The organism is Methylocella sp. (assembly GCF_044226135.1).
In the GTDB taxonomy this organism is placed as follows: Bacteria; Pseudomonadota; Alphaproteobacteria; order Rhizobiales; family Beijerinckiaceae; genus Methylocapsa.
On sequence record NZ_JBGAHM010000012.1, the window covers coordinates 1 to 18434 of the forward strand.

Here is an 18434-nt window from a genome sequence, read left to right on the forward strand (position 1 = left end):
GGGCCGGCGCGCGGCTTTGGCGGCGGCGCGGCCTCGCCGCCGACCGTCCCCGGCTCCGGACCCGAAGGCGGGTTCGGCCGCGGAAATTTCGGCGGCCCGGGCGGCGGGCCCGGGGGGTTTGGCGGCGGCGGCGGGCGATGAGCCCATCGGCCCCCGGCCGCAACACGGAGACATTTCGATGGCCCATGTTCACGAGCCGCTGAAGCTCGCGATTCTGGACGATTATCAGAACGTCGCGCTTGCGATGGCGGACTGGAGCCGGCTCAAGGGGCGCGCCGAAGTCACGGTCTTCGCCGACCCTCTCGACGATCAGGACGCGCTCGCCGAACGCCTCGCGCCGTTCGACGCGCTCTGCGTCATGCGCGAGCGCACCCCCCTGCCCGCGCCGCTGCTCAACCGGTTGCCGCGGCTGAAACTGATCGTCAGCACCGGGCGCCGCAACGCCTCGATCGACCTCGCGGCGGCGGCCGCGCGCGGCGTGACCGTGGCGCCCACGGGCTATTCCTCGACGTCGACGGTCGAACTGACGTTCGGGCTCATTCTCGCCTCCTGCCGCTTCATCGCGGCCGAAAACGCGCGGCTGCGCACGGGCCTCTGGCAGGGGTTTGTCGGGACGACGCTGAAAGGCCGGACGCTCGGCGTGCTCGGCCTCGGCAACATCGGGCGCGAGGTCGCGCGGCTCGGGCGCGCCTTCGGCATGGAGGTTCTGGCCTGGAGCCAGAATCTGACGCCGGAGCGCGCCGAGGCCGCCGGGGCGAGGCTTGTCTCAAGGGACGAGCTTTTCGCCTCGGCCGACGTTCTGACCATCCATCTCGTGCTGAGCGGGCGCACGCGCGGCCTCGTTGGCGCGGCCGAGCTCGCGGGCATGAAGAAGACCGCGCGGCTCGTCAACACGGCGCGCGGGCCGATCGTCGACGAGGCCGCGCTGGTCGAGGCGTTACGCCACGGCCGGATCGCCGGCGCGGCGATCGACGTGTTCGACCGCGAGCCCCTGCCGCACGACCATCCGTTCCGCAGCCTGCCCAATGTGCTGGCGACGCCTCATGTCGGCTATGTGGCCGAAGACGTCTATCGCATCTTTTATGGCGACGCGGTCGAGGCGACGCTCGCCTTTCTCGACGGGCGCCCCCTTCCCCATCCGGCGCTCACGCCAAAAGAATGACGCCTTCGTCAGGCTGAAGCGCGAGCTGCGCCCCGACCTTTTCGCCGGCCCGCGCAAGCGTTGTCGAGAGCGCGATTTCAAGCGCCTCGCCGGCGGGCGGGGTCCAGAGCTTCGGCGCGGCGGAGAGGTTGAGGGCGACAAGCCGGCGCTCGTCCGCAAACGCCCGCTCATAGGCGAGCACGCCGGCCGGCGCGTCGAGCCTGCGCCATGAGCCGAGCGTGAGGCAACGGCTCGCCTTGCGCAGGGCCAGCAGCGCGCGCGTCAGGCTGAGCATGGAGCAGGGGTCGCGCGCCTGCGTCGCGACATTGCGCGCGGCCCAGTCCGGCGTCAGCGGCAGCCACGGCTCGGCCTGCGAGAAGCCGGCGTTGGCGCTTGCGTCCCATTGCATCGGCGTGCGCACGGGGTCGCGGCCGACGGAAAGATGCGGCTCGCGCAGCGCCCATGGGTCGCGCACCCGCTCCGGCGGCACCTCGACGGGGCCGATCCCGATCTCGTCGCCATAATAAAGCGTCGGCGTGCCGCGCAGCGTCATGAGCAGCATGGCCGCGACGCGCGCCTGCGCCGACCCGACGCGGGCCGCGACGCGCGGCCGGTCATGGTTGCTCAGCACCCAGTTCGGCCAGGCGCCCTGCGGCAGCAGAGCCTCATAGGCCTCGATCATGGCGCCGAGCGCGCCGGCCTCCCACGGGGTTTCGAGAAGCTGGAAGTTGAAGGGCAGATGCGCGCCCCTGAGCGCCTCGCCGTAATAGGCGACGAGCCGCTCCGGCGGCAGGTAGATTTCGCCGATCAGCACGCCATGGCCGAATTCTTCGAGCACGGCGCGCATCTCGGCGACGAGCGCGTGGACCTCGGGCCGGTCGCCCGAATAGAGCTGAAGCCGCCGCTCGATCTCCGGGCGCTCCTGCGTCCAGTCGGGATTTTCGGGGTTGTCTCGGAACTGCTCGTCCTTGACGATCTGCGAGATCACGTCGACGCGAAAGCCGTCGACGCCGCGCCTGAGCCAGAAGCGCAGCACGTCGAGCATCGCCGCCTTGACCGCCGGATTGCGCCAGTTGAGGTCGGGCTGCTGCGGCAGGAAGGCGTGATGATAATATTGTCCGCGCGTCTCGTCGAAAGTCCAGGCCGGGCCGCCGAAATGGCTCAGCCAGTTGTTGGGCGCGCCGCCCGAAGGAGACGGATCGCGCCAGATGTGCCAGTCGCGCCGGTCGGGATCGCCGGCGCGGCCCCTGAGAAACCATTCATGCTCGATCGACGTGTGGTTGGGCACGAAATCGAGGATGACGCGCAGCCCCAGCGCATGCGCTTCAGCGAGCAGGCGGTCGAAATCGTCGAGCGAGCCGAACAGCGGGTCGACGTCGCAATAGTCGCGCACGTCATAGCCGAAGTCGTGCATGGGCGAGGGATAGAACGGCGAGATCCACGCCGCGTCGACGCCAAGGTCGACGAGATGGCCGAGGCGGCGCCTGATCCCTTCGAGATCGCCGACGCCGTCGCCGTTTGAATCCTGGAAGGAGCGCGGATAGATCTGGTAGATCGAGGCGGCGCGCCACCACCCGGCTTCGGGCGCCGCCGGCGCCGAGACGGCGGAATTTTCAGACGGGCTCCGGCGCATGCCTAGCGCCCCCGCAGGGCGAGACGCGCAAGGGCGAGAGGCGCAAGGGCGAGACGCACATGAACGGGACGCCGCCGCGAAGCCGCATCGAAATTCTGGTCGACGCCGACGCCTGTCCGGTGAAGGACGAAATCTATCGCGTCGCCGAACGCGCCGGCGTCAGGGTGGTGGTGGTCGCGAACCGGCATATTCTCGTTCCGAAGGCGGACTACATCGAGCGCATGACGGCCGCGCCGACGCCCGACGCGGCCGACGACCTCATCGCCGCGAGGGCCGGCGCGGACAGCGTCGTCGTCACCTCCGACATACCGCTTGCGAGCCGCTGCGTGAAGGCGGGCGCGCGCGTCGTGGCGCCGAATGGAGACGTGCTGACGGAGGCCAACGTCGGCCTCGCGCTCGCGACGCGCGATCTGATGAGCGATCTGCGCGCCCAGGGCGAGACCACGCGCGGGCCGCGCGCCTTCTCGCCGCGGGACCGGTCGCGGTTTTTGTCCGCGCTCGATCAAGCCGTCAGGCGGCTGGCCCGCCGCGCGTCGCCCTGAGGCGCTCACGCGGCGCGGGGCGCGCCGCCTAGTGCGGCTTGACGTTGGAGTTCATGTTGGTCTTGGGCATTTCGCCGCTCTGGACGCCAGGGCGGGCTTCGACGCCGGGCGCGCCGCCGCCCGCAGGGGTCATCTGGTCGTCGGCCGAGCGGCCCTCGTGCTTTTGCGTGGCGGCGCTCGGCTCGACGTTCTTGCCCGTGGCCGGCCCCGACGTCGTTCCGGCGGTCTGGGCGAGCGCCGCGCCGGCGACGAACAGCGGCGCCACGGCGAGCGTGACGAGAAGGCGATTAGACATGCGTCCCTCCGATTGTCGTTGAACGCGGCCTTAACTGAAGATGGGCGAGCCGGTTCCAGAACGCCGGGAACTTTTGGCAAAAACGCAAGATCGCCGCAGCGCGTCAGGGCGCATGATCGAAAACAATCTCCATCTCGCTGAATTGTGCGCTATTGCAACATTGTCGCAATTCCAATGGAGAGTGTTCGGCGTTGCGAGAAAAGGCGCGCCGCGGCGGCCTTGCGGACTCACCGAGACGGAGCGTGCAGATTGGCGAAACTGGCGTCACGAGCGATCTTTCCGACGAGCCTGCAGTTCGGAGCCATGCCCTACCGTTTCCTGCCGTCGGGCGAACTCGAGATTCTCCTGATCACGACGCGGCGCAGCCGGCGCTGGATCATTCCCAAGGGCGCGCCGATCAAGGGGCTGAAGCCGGCGAAATCGGCGGCGCAGGAGGCGTTCGAGGAAGCGGGCGTGCGCGGCGTCGTCGCCGAAAAATCGTTCGGATCGTTCCGTTTCCGCAAGACGCTCGAAGGCGCGCCTTCAATCCTTTGCGAGGTCAGGGTGTTTCCGCTCGCGGTGAAGACGCAGCTTCGTCAGTGGCCGGAGGAGCAGCAGCGCGTGGTCGCCTGGTTTTCGCCGCAGGAGGCCTGCGCCAGCCTGAACGACGAAGGGCTGCGGACGCTCGTCGCGCGCTTCGCCGCGAAGATGGGGCCGAAGCCCCGGAACAAGAAAGCGCGACCGAAACCGGCGTCTCCGTTCTCGGGCGAGCCGTCGCGTCAGGCGAGCGCCCAGACCGAGATCGGATAGGACAGGATGAGGCCGAGCCCGACGCCGGCGCAGACGTCGCTTGGGTAATGATGGCCGGTCGCGATGCGCGCCCAGCCCATCAGCGCCATAAGGGCGGCGGCGGCCGAGAGACAGTCGGGCCAGGCCATGACAATCGGCGTCAGCACGCCGCAGAGCGTCATGGCGTGCCCGCTCGGGAACGAATGTTCGTCGAGGACCCTTGCGCGCGAGGCGAGCCGCGCGTCGATATGGAACGGGCGCGGACGGGCGATCAGCCGCTTGAGCGTCGGGTACAGGCAGTGCAGCAGCCCGGCGTTGAGGCCCGCCGCAAGGATCACCCGCGGCGCCTTCGCGCCGAAATGGGCGACGATCATCAGCGCCAGGATCGGATAGAGCCAGCCGTCGCCAAGGCGCGTGATGAGGGCCGCGGAGCCGCGCCCGACGCGCCAGCGTCCAGCGCGCGAAAAGAAGCGCACGGCGCCGAGGTCGGCCGAGGAAAGGCCGCGCTTGGAGCGCGCCCACGCGCGCGCGCAGCGTCCTGGCGGAACGGCGTTCGCCTCGGCCGCGACCGGAAACCCGGCGGCCGGACCGGGCTCGTCAGACATGAGCGACACGGTGTCCATCCCTGCGGGCGAAGCGCCCCGACGCCATTAAACCACGCCAATTTGACAGTTTTTCACGTCGTCGGCCGCGCGCTTCATTCAAGGATCAGGATCGCCGAGCGCGGCCCTCCGCGTCAAGCCGGAGCTTCGCCGCAGCGCCCGGACGCGCCGCCGTCGGTCCTGAAAGCGCCGCAGCGGCGGGCGAGACTATAGCGCGAACATGCAACCTATGCGAAAAGACGTCGCAAGGCCGTGACACGGGTCTTTCGCCGTCCTGCCGCGGGAGAACGGGCGTGGGTGAAGCCAAGCCGACGAACATGAGCGGGCCTTCTCTCGCCGACGCCCTCGCGCGTCAGGGCGCGGAGTTTCGCGCCGTGCTCGACGCGCTCGACGTGGCCGTGACCGTGTTCGACCGCGAGGGGCGCCTCGTGCGCGCCAATGCGGCGGCGCGCGCCCTGTTCGGGCTCGCCGCGCCGCTCGACCAGCCGCTCCCCTTCTCCGCCGTCGCCGCGGGCTTCGTCGCGCGTGACGCCGAGGGCGCGTCGTTCGACGCCTGCGCGCTGCGCCCCCTGCGCGTGCTTGAAAGCGGCGCGGCGCAGGAGCGCTCGTTTCGCGTCGCCGCGCCCGACGGCTGCGAGCGCGCCTTCGAGGCGCGCGAGCTCCCGCTCGTCGTCGACGGCGAGATCCAGGGCGCGATCGCCGTCTGGCGCGACGTGACGGCGGCCCGCGCGCGCGACGACCAGGCCTCGATCCTGCTGCGTGAACTGTCGCACCGCTCCAAAAATCTTCTGACCGTGATCGAATCGATCGTGCGCCAGTCGGCCAAGGGCGTCGGCTCGAAGGACGAATTCGTCGCCCGCGTCGGCGAGCGGCTGCGCGCGCTCGCCCAGTCGCACGACCTTCTCGCCCGGGCGAGCTCGATGAGCGTGCCGATGACGGACCTCATCTTCTCGCAGCTCGGACATCATTGGGAGCCGGGGCAGCGTCGCATCGCCCTCGCGGGGCTCGGCGTCAGGCTGAAGCCCGACGCCGCGCAGATGATCGGCATGGCGCTGCACGAGCTCTCGACCAACGCGACGAAATATGGCGCGCTGTCCGGCCCCGGCGGGCGCGTCTCGATCGCCTGGCGCGTCGAGAAAGACGACAACGCCGAGCCCGTCTTTCTCCTGAGCTGGACCGAGCGCGGCGGGCCGCCGGTCGCGCCGCCGCAGCGAGCGGGCTTCGGCACCACGGTCGTCGACCGCGTCGTCGGCCGGGCGCTGCGCGGCGCGGCGAAGCTCGACTTCGCGCCGGAGGGCCTCGCGTGGGTCCTGCGCGCGCCCTGCGCCCATGTCCTCGACCCTTCGGAGGACGAAGGCCGGCGGCCCGAGGCGATCCGCTCGCCGGCCCTTGAGGCGCTGCGCAGCCGCTGGGCGGCCCTGTGCAGAGACGGCCGCCCGCCCCGCTTCACGGACATGCCGATCGCCGAGATCGAGCCGAAGGACCATCTGATCCTCGCGGCGGTCGACCACGCCGAGACGCCGCCCGCCGTGCGCTTCCTGTCCGTCGGGCGGGCGCTCGCCGAACGCGTCGACGCACGGCGCTACGAACATCGCCACGTCGCCGAGCATGAAATTCTCGGCGCGCAGGACGGCGCCTATCGCCGCTGCATCGATTCGGCGCGTCCGTCCTACGAATACGCCTATTTCGACCTTGGCGCCGACCGCTTCTTCTTTTTCGAGCGGATTCTCGTCCCGCTCGCAGGCGACGACGCGGCGATTTCGCACGTCCTCGGCCTTGCGAGCTTCGAGGACTTCGGCGCGCTCAAGGCCGGCTGAAGCCGGACCTTGAGCGGAGAGCCGCATCTTGAGGCACGGCGCCGCGCATTGCGGCGCAGGACCAACGGCCGGCCCGCGCCACGCCGCGGGCGCGCGCCTTTTCGCGCCGCCGCATCCGCTATAGGCTCGCGACGACGACGTCCGGAAGCGATTCTGCATGGCTCGCGCCGCGCTTCCACGACCACCCCACGGCGCGAAGGCGCTGTCAGCCGCGGTCGCGCGGCCTGACGACATGGCCTGCGCCTTGCTCGGGCGGACGCCAGCGGCGTCATGCGTCTTTCGAACGCCGCGGCACAAGAGGGAGCGCCTTGAAGATGGAATCCGCAGCAGCAACGCCGCCCGCCGCCGACGCCCCTGCGGGCGCAGCCTCCCCGCAAGTCGCGGAAATCCGTGACCTCATCCTCGCCAAGCTGCGCTACGCCGTCGGCAAGAACGTCGCCTCGGCGAGCAAGCACGACTGGTTCATCGCCACCGCGCTCAGCGTCCGCGACAAGGTCGTCGACAGCTGGCTGTCGTCGATCGCGCGCGCGAAAGACTCCGGCGCGAAGCGCGTCTATTATCTCAGCCTCGAATTTCTGATCGGCCGCCTGCTCATCGACGCGCTCACCAACATGGAGCTGATCGACGAGACGCGGGAGGCGCTGGCCGGGCTCGGCGTGGACCTTGAAGAATTGCGCGAGATCGAACCCGACGCCGCGCTCGGCAACGGCGGACTCGGGCGCCTCGCCGCCTGCTTCATGGAGAGCATGGCGACCCTCTCCATCGCCGCCTACGGCTACGGCATCCGCTACGACCACGGCCTGTTCCGCCAGCGCATCAAGGACGGCCGCCAGCTCGAATATCCGGAAGACTGGCTGTCGCTCGGCGACCCTTGGGAGTTCCAGCGGCCCGAGATCGTCTATGGCGTCGGCTTCGGCGGCCATATCGAGGCGCAGAACGGCGCCGACGGCGAGCCGAAGCAGGTGTGGATGCCGGCCGAGACGGTGCAGGCGATCGCCTATGACACGCCGATCGCCGGCTGGCGCGGAACCCATATCAACACGCTGCGGCTGTGGGCGGCGCGCGCGCCGGACCCGCTGCGCCTCGACATGTTCAACAGCGGCGACCATGTCGGCGCGCTGATGGACCGCGTGCGCGCCGAATCGATCTCCAAGGTGCTCTATCCGGGCGACACCAGCCCCGCCGGCCAGGAGCTGCGGCTGCGGCAGGAATATTTCTTCGCCTCGGCCTCGCTGCAGGACCTCGTGCGCCGGCACCTTTCCCTGTTCGGCGACATAAGCACGCTCGCCGACAAGGCGGCGATCCAGCTCAACGACACCCATCCGGCGATCGCCGTCGCCGAACTCATGCACATTCTCGTCGACCGCCACGACATCCCCTGGGACAAGGCCTGGACGATCACCCGCAACACCTTCAGCTACACCAACCACACCCTGCTGCCCGAGGCGCTCGAGACCTGGCCCGTGCCGCTGATGGAGCGGCTGCTGCCGCGCCACATGCAGATCATCTATCTGATCAACGCGCTCCATCTCGACAAAGTGAGCCGCGCCGGCGGGGCGGCCGAGAGGCTCGCGGCGCTGTCCCTGATCGACGAGGCGCACGGGCGGCGCGTGCGCATGGGCCATCTCGCCTTTCTCGGCTCGCACAAGGTCAACGGCGTGTCGGCGCTGCATTCCGACCTCATGAAGACCACCGTGTTTCATGATCTCGATTCCGCCGACCCCGGCAAGATCGTCAACAAGACCAACGGCATCACCTTCCGGCGCTGGCTCAAGGAGGCCAATCCGGCGCTGACCTCGCTGCTCATGGAGGTCGTCGGCGACGGCCTGCTCGACGACGCGACGCGGCTCGAAAAGATCATGCCGCTCGCCGACGACGCGGCGTTCCAGGAGCGCTATGCGGCGATCAAGCGCGCGAACAAGGTCGCGCTCGCCAGAATCGTGCAGGAGCGCGTCGGCGTGAAGCTGAACCCGGACGCCCTGTACGACGTTCAGATCAAGCGTATCCACGAATACAAGCGGCAGATTTTGAACATTCTCGAAACCGTCGCCATCTATGAGGAGATTCGCGCCCAGCCCTACCGCGACTGGATCCCGCGCGTGAAGATCTTCGCCGGCAAGGCGGCGGCGAGCTACGCCACGGCCAAGCTCGTCATCCAGCTCGCCAACGACGTCGGCCGCATCGTCAATTCCGACCCGACGGTGCGCGGCCTGCTCAAATGCGTGTTCCTGCCGAACTACAACGTCAGCCTCGCCGAGCGCATCATTCCGGCGGCCGACGTCTCCGAGCAGATCTCGACCGCCGGCATGGAGGCGTCGGGCACCGGCAACATGAAGCTCGCGCTCAACGGCGCGCTGACCATCGGCACGCTCGACGGCGCCAACGTCGAGATTCTCGAACATGTCGGCGCCCACAACATCTTCATCTTCGGCCTCACCGCCGACGAGGTCGAGGCGCGGCGCAGGCAGGGCATCAGCGGACAGGAGGCGATCGCCCGCTCGCCGCGTCTCTCGGAGGCGCTCGAAGCGATCGCCTCCGGCGTGTTCTCGCCCGAGCAGCCGGACCGCTACCGCTCGCTCGTCGACGCCCTCACCTTTCACGACTTCTTCCTCGTGACGGCGGATTTCGACAGCTATTACGCGAAACAGCGCGACATCTTCCGCCGCTGGCGCGACAGGAAGGGCTGGACGCGCTCGGCCGTCGTCAACACCGCCAACATGGGCTGGTTCTCGTCCGACCGCACCATCGCCGAATACGCCGAAGACATCTGGAAAGTGCCGACCGTCGCGCCGGGACGCGGCTGACGCCGCGCCTCCGCGGCGGCCGCGGGCGACGCCTGAAGCGCAGGAGCTGTTTTGACCAAAGCATCTGGAACGCTCAAAGCGGAGCCCCCGGCCGAACCGGACGGCGCCGGGCGCTGGCGGCTCGGCGACGACGAGATCGACGCCGTCCGCGCCGCGCGGCACGGCGATCCCTTCGCGATTCTTGGCGCCCATGCGGTGGACGGCGGCCTCGTCGTGCGCGCCTTCGCGCCCGACGCCCAAACGCTACAGGCGCGGTTCGAGGACGGCCGCAGCCTCGCGCTCGCGGATCGCGGCGGCGGCTTCTTCGAGGGGATGCTCGCGCACGCCGCGCCGCCGCTGCGCTACGAACTCGCCGCCGCCAACGCCGGCGGCGCCTGGAGCTATCTCGACCCTTACGCCTTCGGTCCCGTGCTCGGGCCGATGGACGACTATCTGCTGGTCGAGGGCTCGCATCGCGCGCTCTACCAGAAGCTCGGCGCGCATGTGGAGCGGATCGACGGCGTCGGCGGCGTCCATTTCGCCGTCTGGGCGCCGAACGCCTCGCGCGTCTCGGTGGTCGGCGACTTCAACCGCTGGGACGGCCGCCTGCACCAGATGCGCAAGCGCGTCGATTCCGGCCTATGGGAAATCTTCGCGCCGGGGGTGGCGGCGGGCGCCGCCTACAAATACGAGATCGTCTCGCGCGACGGACGGCTCCTGCCGCTGAAATCCGATCCGGTCGGCTTTTCCGGCGAGATGCGCCCCTCGACCGCCTCGATCGTCGCCGACATCCGCGACTTTCCCTGGACCGACGCCGACTTCATGGAGCGGCGGCGCGAAAGCGCGCCGTGGCGCGAGCCGATGAGCGTGCTCGAAGTCCATCTCGGCTCGTGGCGGCGCGGCGAGGGCGGACGTTTCCTGACCTATGACGAGCTCGCAGGCGAGCTCATTCCCTATGCGAAGGACCTCGGCTTCACCCATCTCGAGCTGATGCCCATATCCGAGCATCCGCTCGACGCCTCATGGGGCTACCAGCCGATCGGCCTGTTCGCGCCTACAAGCCGCTTCGGCGATCCGGCGGGCTTCGCGCGTTTCGTCGACCGCGCCCATGCGGCGGGGCTTTACGTGATCCTTGACTGGGTGCCGGCGCATTTCCCGACCGACGCGCATGGCCTCGCGCAGTTCGACGGCGGGCCGCTCTACGAGCACGCCGACCCGCGCCGCGGCTTCCACCCGGACTGGAACACCGCGATCTACGATTTCGGCCGGCGCGAGGTGTCGTGTTTCCTCATCGCCAACGCGCTGTTCTGGCTCGACTGCTATCATGTCGACGGGCTGCGCGTCGACGCGGTCGCCTCCATGCTCTACCTCGATTATTCGCGTGGGCCCGGCGAATGGCTGCCGAACGAGGACGGCGGCAACGACAACCGCGACGCCGTCGCCTTCATCAGGCGCTTCAACGAGCTCGTCTATGAAACCCACCCCGGCGTCGTCACCGTGGCCGAGGAATCGACATCCTGGCCCGGCGTCAGCGCGCCGACGTCGGACGGCGGCCTCGGCTTCGGCTTCAAATGGAACATGGGCTTCATGCATGACACGCTCGACTACATGGAGCTCGATCCGGTCTACCGCAAATGGTCGCACGACCGGATCACCTTCGGCCTCGTCTACGCCTTTTCGGAAAATTTCGTGCTGCCGCTCAGCCATGACGAGGTGACCCATGGCAAAGGCTCGCTGCTCGCCAAGATGTCCGGCGACGACTGGCGAAAGTTCGCGACGCTGCGCGCCTATTACGGGTTGATGTGGGGCCATCCCGGCAAGAAACTTCTGTTCATGGGCCAGGAGTTCGCGCAGCGGCGCGAATGGCGCGAGGACGGCGAGCTCGACTGGCCCCTGCTCGACGCCGAAGCGCATCGGGGCGTGCAAACCCTTGTTCGCGACCTCAACCGCGTCCTCGCTGAAACGCCGGCTCTCTACAGGCGCGACCGTGAACCCGAAGGCTTTTCGTGGATTGTCGGCGACGACGCGGCGCAATCCGTGTTCGCTTTCCTGCGCCACAGCGACGACGGCGACCCTCCGGTCGTGGTCGTCGGCAATTTCACCCCGGAGCCGCGCCACGGCTACCGGCTCGGGCTTCCTTTCGCCGGACGCTGGCGGGAGGCGGTCAACACGGACGCAGGCTGCTACTGGGGCTCGGGCGTCGGCAATTTCGGCGCGGTCGAGGCGACGGCCGAGCCGGCGCACGGGCAGCCCGCCTCGGCTCTCCTGACCCTGCCGCCGCTTTCGACCCTGTTCCTGATCCCCGATCCCTGACGCCTTCCCGCCGGACGCCTCGTTGAAGGACCCAGACATGAGACAGAGCGCCCCAATCGGACGTCAGGCCATGGCTTTCGTGCTCGCGGGAGGACGCGGCAGCCGGCTCCTCGAACTCACCGACCGTCGCGCCAAGCCCGCCGTCTATTTCGGCGGCAAGATGCGCATCATCGACTTCGCGCTGTCGAACGCGCTCAACTCCGGCATTCGCCGCATCGGCGTCGCCACCCAATACAAGGCCCACAGCCTGATCGGCCATCTGACGCGCGGCTGGAACTTCTTCAGGGCGAGCGGCAATGAATTCTTCGACATCATGCCGGCGAGCCAGCGCGTGTCGGAAGACCAGTGGTACGCGGGCACGGCCGACGCGGTCTACCAGAACATCGACATCATCAGCGACCGCGCTCCGAAATACATGGTCATCCTCGCCGGCGACCACATCTACAAGATGGATTATGAGATCATGCTGCAACAGCACGCCGACCGCGGCGCCGACGTCACGGTCGGCTGCCTCGAGGTGCCGCGCGAGGAGGCGAGCGGCTTCGGCGTGATGCATGTCGACGAAAAGAACCGGATCATCGACTTCGTCGAGAAGCCGAAGAACCCGCCGCCGATGCCGGGCAAGCCCGACATGGCGCTGGCCTCGATGGGCATCTATGTGTTCGAGACCAATTTTCTGTTCGACCAGCTGAAGCGCGACGCCGCCGACGAGTCGTCGTCGCGCGACTTCGGCAAGGACATCATTCCCCACCTCGTCAGGAACGGCTACGCGCTCGCGCATCATTTTTCGGACTCCTGCGTGCGCTCCGCCGGCGACGAGCGCGCCTACTGGCGCGACGTCGGAACGGTCGACGCCTACTGGGAGGCCAACATCGACCTGACCGACATCGTCCCGGACCTCGACCTGTTCGACAAGGACTGGCCGATCTGGACCGAGGGCGCCGTCACGCCGCCGGCGAAATTCGTGCATGACGAAGACGCGCGGCGCGGCGTCGCCATCTCGTCCGTGGTGTCTGGCGGATGCATCATCTCGGGCGCGCGCGTCAAACGCTCGCTCCTGTCGACCGGCGTGCGCGTCAACTCCTATTGCGAGGTCGAGAACGCGGTGATTCTGCCCTATGTCGAGATCGGCCGCTCGACGCGGCTGCGCAACGTGGTGATCGACCGGGGCGTCAAGATTCCAGGAGGCCTCGTCGTCGGCGAGGACGACGAGCTCGACGCGAAACGTTTCAGGCGGACCGAAAAAGGCGTATGCCTGATCACGCAAGCCATGATCGACCAGATCGCCTGAGCTCATGACCGATCTCTCCGTCCTCGCCGTGGTCTCCGAAGCCTTTCCGCTCGTCAAGACGGGCGGCCTCGCCGACGTCGCCGGCGCCCTGCCGGGCGCGTTGCGGCGCGAGGGGATCGGGGTCGCGACCCTGCTGCCGGGCTACCCGGCCGTGATGCGCCAGCTCGAAGGCGCCGAGGACGTCTTCAGCCTGCGCAACCTGATGGGCGCGCCGGCGCGGATCTTTCGCGGGGTCGCCGGCGGGCTCGACATTTTCGCGCTCGACGCGCCGCATCTCTACGACCGCCCGGGCAATCCCTATCTCGACGCGTCCGGCCGCGACTATGAGGACAACGCCTTCCGCTTCGCGGCGCTGGCGCAGGTCGGCGCGGCGCTCGCCTTCGGCGCCGCGCCAGGCTTTGCGCCCGACGTCGTGCATGCGCACGACTGGCAGGCGGGCCTCGTTCCGGCCTATCTCCATTATGACGGCCGCCGCCGGCCGGGCACGGTCGCGACCGTGCACAACCTCGCCTTCCAGGGGCAATATCCGGCCTCGCTGCTCGCCGGCCTCGGCCTGCCGCCGCAGGCGTTCTCGATCGAGGGCGTCGAATATTACGGCATGATCGGCTTCCTCAAGGCGGCGCTCGCCCTGTCCGACCGCGTCACCACCGTTTCGCCGACCTACGCGGCCGAAATCCGCACGCCCGAACATGGCATGGGGCTCGACGGCCTGTTGCGCGACCGCGGCGCGGCGCTGAGCGGCGTGTTGAACGGAATCGACACGGACGTCTGGGACTCCGCCTCCGACCCGCTGATCGCACAGCCCTATGACGTCGATTCGCTCTCGCTGCGCCCGGTCAACAAGGCGGCGCTGCAGGAGAAATTCGGGCTCGCGCCTGATCCGGGCGCGCTGCTGTTTGGCGTCGTCAGCCGCCTGTCATGGCAGAAGGGCGTCGACCTCCTCATCGACAATCTCGACCTGATCGACCGCCTCGGCGCGCAGCTCGCCGTGCTCGGCGCGGGCGAACCGCAGCTTGAGGCCGCGCTGCGCGAGGCCGCGGCCGCCCGGCCCGGACGCGTCGGCGTCGCCCTCGGCTATGACGAGGCGATCGCGCATCGCATCCAGGCCGGCGCCGACGCGCTCGTCATCCCGTCGCGCTTCGAGCCGTGCGGCCTCACCCAGCTCTGCGCGCTGCGCTACGGCGCGCTGCCCGTGGTGGCCCGCGTCGGCGGCCTGTCCGACACCATCGTCGACGCCAATGAAATGGCGATCGCCTCCGGCGTCGGCACCGGATTGCAGTTTTCGCCCACGACGCGCGAGATGCTCGCCGCGACGCTGGAGCGCGCCGCCCGCCTGTGGAGCGAGCCTGACGTCTGGGACACGCTCGTCCAGAACGGCATGCTGACCGACGTGTCGTGGCGACGCCCCGCGGCGCGCTACGCAAAACTTTTCCGCGACCTCGCGCGCGAACGCGCCGCCTGAACGCAGAACCCGAATTTCTCAAGACCAACGCCGGACGCACGATGATCGAGACTGTCGCCACAACGCCCTTCGAAGGACAACGGCCCGGCACCTCGGGCCTGCGCAAGAAGACGCCGGTCTTCCAGCAGCCGCATTACGTCGCCAATTTCGTGCAGTCGATCTTCGACTGCCTCGAAGGATTTGAAGGCGCGACGCTGGTGGTCGGCGGCGACGGGCGCTTCTACAACCGCGAGGCGATCCAGATCGTCGTCAAGATCGCGCTCGCGAACGGCTTCGGGCGCGTTCTCGTCGGGCGTGGCGGCGTCCTGTCGACGCCCGCCGCCTCGAACGTCATCCGCCAGCATGGCGCCTTCGGCGGGGTGGTGTTGAGCGCGAGCCACAACCCCGGCGGGCCGCACGGCGATTTCGGAATCAAGTACAACGTCGCCAACGGCGGCCCGGCGCCCGAGAAAGTCACCGAGGCGATCTTTTCCCGCACGAAGGAGATCTCGCAGTACCGCATCCTCGCGGCGCCGGACCTCGATCTCGACAACCTTGGCGTCCTGCGCTTCGGCGCGCAGACGGTCGAGATCATCGATCCCGTCGCCGACTACGCGGCCCTGATGCAGAAGCTGTTCGACTTCGACCGCGTCAGCGCGCTGTTCAAATCGGGCTTCCGCCTGAAGTTCGACGCCATGTCGGCGGTGACCGGCCCCTACGCCGCACGCATCTTCGAAGAAATGCTCGGCGCGGAGCCGGGGTCCGTGCTCAACGCGACGCCGCTGCCCGACTTCGGCGGCCACCATCCCGACCCGAACCTCGTCCATGCGAAGCATCTCTTCGACCTCGCCATGACCGCGGACGGGCCGGACCTCTGCGCCGCGTCGGACGGCGACGGCGACCGCAATCTTATCATCGGGCGCGGGCGCTTCGTCACGCCGTCCGACAGCCTCGCGATCATCGCCGCCAACGCCCATCTCGCGCCGGGCTACGCCGCGGGCGTCAAGGGCGTCGCGCGCTCCATGCCGACGAGCCGGGCCGCCGACAAGGTCGCCGAGAAGCTCGGCGTCGCCGCCTTCGAGACGCCGACCGGCTGGAAATTCTTCGGCAATCTGCTCGACGCCGGCATGGCCACGATCTGCGGCGAGGAAAGCGCCGGCACGGGCTCCGACCATGTGCGCGAGAAAGACGGGCTGTGGGCCGTGCTGATGTGGCTCAACATCGTCGCCGCGCGCGGCGAAAGCGTCGACGCCATCGTGACCGGCCACTGGGCCGAATACGGCCGCAATTATTACGCCCGTCATGACTACGAGGAAGTGGACGCCGCCGGCGCCGACGCGCTCGTCAAGGCGCTGCGCGACGCGCTGCCGACGCTGAAGGGCGAGACGTTCGGCGCGCTGCGGGTCTCGGGCGCCGACGACTTCTCCTACCATGATCCGGTCGACGGTTCGGATTCGACGCATCAGGGGTTGCGCGTGCATTTCGACGACGGCGGGCGCATCGTCTACCGCCTTTCCGGCACCGGCACGGCCGGGGCGACGCTGCGCGTCTACATCGAACGCTACGAGCCCGACCCCGCCCGCCAGCATCTCGAGACCGGAGCGGCCCTCGCCGACCTCATCGCGCTCTCGCGCGAGCTCGCCGGGATCGAGCGTTTCACGGGACGAACGGCGCCGTCGGTGATCACCTGAGGCGCGCGCCGTGGCGCCCCCGCCTCCCATTCGCCCTGGCTCGCCGGAGCCGCTCGGCGTCACGCTCACGGCGGACGGCGTCAACGTCGCCGTCGCCTCGACGACGGCCGAGGCGATCTTCCTTTCGCTGTTCGACGCCGACGGGCGCGAGACGCGGCGGCTGCGCCTGCCCGCGCGCACGGGCGACGTCTTTCACGGCCATGTCGCAGGCGTCGCCGAAGGCGCGCGCTACGGGCTGCGCGCCGAAGGCGCCTTCGCCCCGGACCGCGGACTGCGCTTCAATGTCGAGAAGCTGCTCGTCGACCCTTACGCCTATGAGATCGACCAGCCCTTCAGGCTCGACGACGCCCTGTTCGACGCGCGCATCCATGGCGCCCGCGAAGATCTGAAAGACAGCGCGCCTTTCGTTCCCAAGGCGGTGGCGCGGCGCGCGCCCGAGCCTGCGCCAACGCCGCCGCGCCGCGTCGACTGGCGCGACCTCGTGATCTACGAGATGCATGTCCGGGGTTTCACGGCGCGGCTCGAGGACGTGCCGGCGGCGCTGCGCGGCACCTTCGCCGGCCTCGCCCATCCGGCGGCGGTCGCCCATCTGAAACGGCTCGGCGTCACGGCGGTCGAGCTGTTGCCGATCCACGCCTGGATCGACGAGCGCCACCTGCCGCCGCTCGGCCTTTCAAACTACTGGGGCTACAATCCCGTCTGCCTCAACGCGCCCGATCCGCGTCTCGCGCCGGGCGGCTGGCCCGAAGTGAGACGCGCGGTCGAGGCCCTGCAGGCCGAAGGCCTGTGCGTGCTGCTCGACGTGGTGTTGAACCACACCGGCGAGAGCGACCATCTCGGCCCCACGGTCTCGCTGCGCGGGCTCGACAACCCGCATTACTACAGGCTCGAGCCGCATGCGGCGGCGCTCTACCAGAACCAGGCGGGCTGCGGCAACGTGCTGGCGCTCGAGCGCGCGCATGCGCATCGCCTCGCGCTCGACTGCCTTCGCACGGCGGCGCTGCGCGGCGGCTTCGACGGTTTCCGCTACGATCTCGCGAGCGTGCTCGCACGCGGGCCCGACGGCTTTTCGCCCGACCATCCATTCCTGCTCGCGGCCGCGCAGGACCCGACCCTGCGCGACCTTGTCCATATCGCCGAGCCCTGGGACATCGGCCCTGGCGGCTACCAGCTCGGCGCCTTTCCGCCCTCCTGGGGCGAATGGAACGACAAGGCGCGCGACGACGTCCGCCGCTTCTGGCGCGGCGACCGCGGCATGCTGGGCGCGCTGGCGACGCGGCTCGCGGGCTCGGGCGACGTTTTCGCGCGAAGCCGCAAGCCGCTGTCGCGCTCGGTGAACTATGTCACGGCGCATGACGGCTTCACCCTCGCCGATCTTGTCGCCTATGGCGCCAAGCGCAACGAGGCGAACGGCGAAAGCAACCGCGACGGAACGAACGAGAATTTTTCGTGGAACTGCGGCGCGGAGGGCGAAACCGGCGATCCCGCCGTGCTGGCGCGCCGCAAGGCCGACGCGCGCGCCCTGCTCGCGACGCTGATCGTGTGCCGCGGAACCCCCATGCTGACCATGGGCGACGAACTCGGACGCACGCAACAGGGCAACAACAACGCCTATGCGCAGGACAACGCGCTCGCCCATGTCGACTGGGCGAACGCCGACGACGGGCTGGTCGGCTACACGGCCCGGCTGATCCGCGCCCGGCTGCGGCTTGGCGCCCTCACCGCCGAAGCGACGCTCAGGGGCGAGCCGCTCGACGCTTCGGGCGCGCCGGACGTCGACTGGCTCGGCGCCTCGGGCGAGAGGCTGACGCCGGCGCAATGGGACGACCCCGACGCCTGCGCCCTGATCGCCGTGTTTTATGACGCCGGCGACGGCGAGCGCCCGCCAAGCCGCGCGGCCGTGCTCGTCAACCGCGGCGACGCGCCGGTGGAGGCGCGGCTTCCCTTCGAGCGCGAGGGCCAGGCCTGGACGCACATCCTGTCGTCGGCCGACCCGGACGCGCCCGAGGCGCAGCTTGAGCGCGAGGCCTTCACGCTCGCGCCGCGCTCCGTCGCGATCCTTGCGGAGACGGCCGAGACCACGCCGCGCCGGCGCTCGGGAGTCGACGACGCCGCGC

General features: G+C 69.3%; 12 protein-coding genes and 1 pseudogene (1 of these 13 running past the window's edge). 10 read left to right on the forward strand and 3 right to left on the reverse strand.

Translation table 11 applies throughout. The annotated features are described in order from the left end of the window. The first annotated feature begins 178 nt into the window (after positions 1-178). Positions 179-1162 (forward strand): D-2-hydroxyacid dehydrogenase family protein, encoded by a 984-nt coding sequence (locus ACILRB_RS07505; protein ID WP_395665677.1) that lies wholly within the window; start codon positions 179-181, stop codon positions 1160-1162. On the opposite strand, the gene ACILRB_RS07510 is transcribed toward ACILRB_RS07505, so the two are convergent. Continuing rightward, positions 1146-2774, reverse strand: coding sequence for an alpha-amylase family glycosyl hydrolase (locus tag ACILRB_RS07510; protein WP_395665678.1), 1629 nt, complete (start codon positions 2772-2774; stop codon positions 1146-1148). The genes ACILRB_RS07505 and ACILRB_RS07510 overlap by 17 nt on opposite strands. 59 nt (positions 2775-2833) lie before the next feature. On the opposite strand from ACILRB_RS07510, the gene ACILRB_RS07515 reads away from it, so the two are divergent. Further along, the gene (locus ACILRB_RS07515) at positions 2834-3316 is read left to right on the forward strand and encodes a YaiI/YqxD family protein (RefSeq protein ID WP_395665679.1); all 483 of its coding nucleotides are present in this window, start codon (positions 2834-2836) and stop codon (positions 3314-3316) included. A gap of 28 nt (positions 3317-3344) precedes the next feature. Here ACILRB_RS07515 and ACILRB_RS07520 read toward each other — a convergent pair whose 3' ends face one another. After that, the gene (locus tag ACILRB_RS07520) at positions 3345-3611 is read right to left on the reverse strand and encodes a hypothetical protein (protein ID WP_395665680.1); all 267 of its coding nucleotides are present in this window, start codon (positions 3609-3611) and stop codon (positions 3345-3347) included. Between the two features lie 249 nt (positions 3612-3860). On the opposite strand from ACILRB_RS07520, the gene ACILRB_RS07525 reads away from it, so the two are divergent. Continuing rightward, positions 3861-4400: an NUDIX hydrolase gene (locus ACILRB_RS07525; RefSeq protein ID WP_395665681.1), complete on the forward strand. Its 540-nt coding sequence runs from the start codon at positions 3861-3863 to the stop codon at positions 4398-4400. On the opposite strand, the gene ACILRB_RS07530 is transcribed toward ACILRB_RS07525, so the two are convergent. Then, a complete protein-coding gene (locus ACILRB_RS07530) occupies positions 4370-4984 on the reverse strand; it encodes a phosphatase PAP2 family protein (RefSeq protein WP_395665737.1) in 615 nt (204 codons plus the stop codon). The two genes, ACILRB_RS07525 and ACILRB_RS07530, sit on opposite strands and share 31 nt — an antisense overlap. Before the next feature lie 314 nt (positions 4985-5298). Between ACILRB_RS07530 and ACILRB_RS07535 the strand changes: the two genes are divergently transcribed. The 7 genes and pseudogenes from ACILRB_RS07535 to glgX form a co-directional block, all read left to right on the forward strand. Next, positions 5299-6798, forward strand: a complete 1500-nt coding sequence (locus tag ACILRB_RS07535) for an HWE histidine kinase domain-containing protein (RefSeq protein ID WP_395665682.1) — start codon at positions 5299-5301, stop codon at positions 6796-6798. A 314-nt stretch (positions 6799-7112) separates the two neighbouring features. Continuing rightward, complete coding sequence (locus ACILRB_RS07540; protein ID WP_395665683.1) at positions 7113-9602, forward strand: glycogen/starch/alpha-glucan phosphorylase; 2490 nt, start codon at positions 7113-7115, stop codon at positions 9600-9602. A 135-nt stretch (positions 9603-9737) separates the two neighbouring features. Beyond that, positions 9738-11894: a 1,4-alpha-glucan branching protein GlgB gene (gene glgB, locus ACILRB_RS07545; protein WP_395665738.1), complete on the forward strand. Its 2157-nt coding sequence runs from the start codon at positions 9738-9740 to the stop codon at positions 11892-11894. A gap of 37 nt (positions 11895-11931) precedes the next feature. Further along, positions 11932-13185, forward strand: coding sequence for a glucose-1-phosphate adenylyltransferase (gene glgC, locus ACILRB_RS07550; protein ID WP_395665684.1), 1254 nt, complete (start codon positions 11932-11934; stop codon positions 13183-13185). A 4-nt stretch (positions 13186-13189) separates the two neighbouring features. Continuing rightward, entirely contained in the window at positions 13190-14647 is a 1458-nt protein-coding gene (gene glgA, locus ACILRB_RS07555; protein WP_395665685.1) for a glycogen synthase GlgA, read from the forward strand. A 41-nt stretch (positions 14648-14688) separates the two neighbouring features. Further along, positions 14689-16317: an alpha-D-glucose phosphate-specific phosphoglucomutase gene (locus ACILRB_RS07560; protein WP_395665686.1), complete on the forward strand. Its 1629-nt coding sequence runs from the start codon at positions 14689-14691 to the stop codon at positions 16315-16317. A 10-nt stretch (positions 16318-16327) separates the two neighbouring features. Beyond that, positions 16328-18434, forward strand: a pseudogene (gene glgX, locus ACILRB_RS07565) (glycogen debranching protein GlgX) (it continues 2183 nt past the right edge of the window).